The 1892-nt window shown below is 63.6% G+C and carries 2 protein-coding genes; both read left to right on the top strand.

Annotated features, from left to right (window positions below):
- Positions 1–245 precede the first annotated feature (245 nt).
- A complete protein-coding gene (locus P1J78_RS24755) occupies positions 246–1226 on the top strand; it encodes a calcium/sodium antiporter (RefSeq protein WP_275570040.1) in 981 nt (326 codons plus the stop codon).
- A gap of 10 nt (positions 1227–1236) precedes the next feature.
- On the top strand, positions 1237–1892 hold a 656-nt coding region (locus P1J78_RS24750), incomplete at its 3' end, for a mechanosensitive ion channel domain-containing protein (RefSeq protein WP_275570039.1).

The following is a 1892-nucleotide window of genomic DNA, read 5'->3' as shown; positions in this document are numbered from 1 at the left end:
GGGCGGAGAGCGGACCTTCGCCGCAATCTGGCCTAAGGTCCGCTTGCCTATCGTTCGCGGGTTGCAGCACGTATCCGCACTCCGTTTTCGCACAGAGATCCAGTAAGGAAACGGAACGCGGTCCGGCGGCCCGCCGCTTGCCGGAACTCGGCGACAGTCCGACGAGTTCTTTTCACTATCAAAGCAGCGAGGACCGAGGGCGGCTCATGTCGAGCCCAACGGCCGCAATCGCGGGACCGATTGATATGACTGACGTATGGTTGCCCCTGTTCGGGGGGCTCGTTCTTCTCATTTCGGGTGGCGAGTTTCTTGTCCGGGGCGCGGTGAACGTGGCGACCCGGCTTGGCGTCTCGCCGCTGGTAATTGGGCTCACGCTCGTCGGGTTTGGCACATCCACGCCCGAACTCGTGACGTCCGTACAGGCCGCGCTCTCAGAAGCTCCGGGGATCGCCTATGGCAACATCGTGGGCTCCAACATCGCCAATGTCCTCCTCATCCTGGGAATCGCAGCACTCCTCGCGCCCATCACCGTCGCGTCGCAGGCGCTGAAGCGGGACGGTGCGGTGATGGTCGCCGCAGCCGTGGCCTTCGCCATCATCGCGGCCCTGATGCCCCTCGGACGTGTCGTTGGAGCGGCCTTCGTCGCCAGTCTGGGCCTCTACGTTTGGCTCGCCTTCCGGCAGGAGCGCGTCGCCGCGAGCAGCTACGGCGCGGTCTACGACAAGAGCCTCGCGCTTCAGGAGGCCGATCCCGGGCTCGCTCCAGCGCGGAAGGACGCTTCGCCCCTCCTTGTCTCGCTCCTGATCGCGCTCGGCGGTCTCTTCCTTGTCGTCCTCGGCGGGCGCTTCCTTGTCGAGGGCGCCGTCTCGCTTGCCCGCGGTTTCGGCATTTCTGAGACGGTGATCGGGCTGACCATCGTGGCCGTCGGCACCTCGATGCCGGAACTCGTGACCTCGGTTGTGGCCGGGATCCGAAAGCAAGGCGACGTGGCCTTCGGCAACATCGTCGGTTCCAACATCTACAACGTGCTGGGAATCGGCGGTTTCACCGCGCTGATCGCGCCGGGTGGCGTACCGGCCGAGATCGTCACCTTCGACAACCTAGTGATGTTGGGCGTCTCGGCTGTCTTGCTGCTCGTCGCATGGACGAGCCTCCGGATCTCTCGCCTCGAGGGCCTTGCACTTATCATAGGGTACGGAGCCTACGTCTACCTTATCTGGCCTTGAGACCTCGTGAATGACATTCGACCCGCGCAATTGGAGCCTTTCATCCGCGCTTGATGCGGCCTCGCCCGATGTCGTCGCCTCGCTCCTCCTCGTTCTCGTCCTCTGGGTCACGCGGGCAGTCATCGTGAAGCTCATAAGGCTGCGTAGCGATCTGCCACCGCATGTGCTGCGCCGCTGGATCGCCACCACCCGCACCGCCTTCCTGATCCTTGTCTTACTCGGCCTTGTCCTGATCTGGGCACCGCAGCTTCGGACCTTCGCCTTGTCGCTCGCAGCCGTGGCCGTCGCAATTGTCGTGGCGACAAAGGAGATGATTCTTTGCCTCTCAGGCTCGCTTATGAGGGCCTCCACACGGGCTTTCTCGGTGGGCGACTGGATCGAGGTCGCAGGCGTGCGGGGCGAGGTTGTGGATCATACGCTGCTCGCCACGACGCTGCAGGAGTTCCAGCCGAACTCTTTCCATTACACCGGTCGAACGGCGGTGGTGCCAAATAGTGTCTTGTTCGGTTCACCGGTACGCAACCTGACGGTGGTGCGCGAGTATACCTTCCACAGCTTCGCCATCACGACAGAAGCCGACGTGAACCTGCCGGGCCGAGAGGCCGAGATCGCCGACATTGTTGAGCGCCAGTATGGGTTGCACAGGGAGGAGGCCGCGCGCGCCAA

The sequence above is a fragment of the Psychromarinibacter sediminicola genome, assembly GCF_029168335.1.
Taxonomy (GTDB): domain Bacteria; phylum Pseudomonadota; class Alphaproteobacteria; order Rhodobacterales; family Rhodobacteraceae; genus Psychromarinibacter; species Psychromarinibacter sediminicola.
The sequence above is the reverse complement of the archived record's forward strand: the minus strand, read 5'-3'. Positions and strand labels throughout refer to the sequence as shown.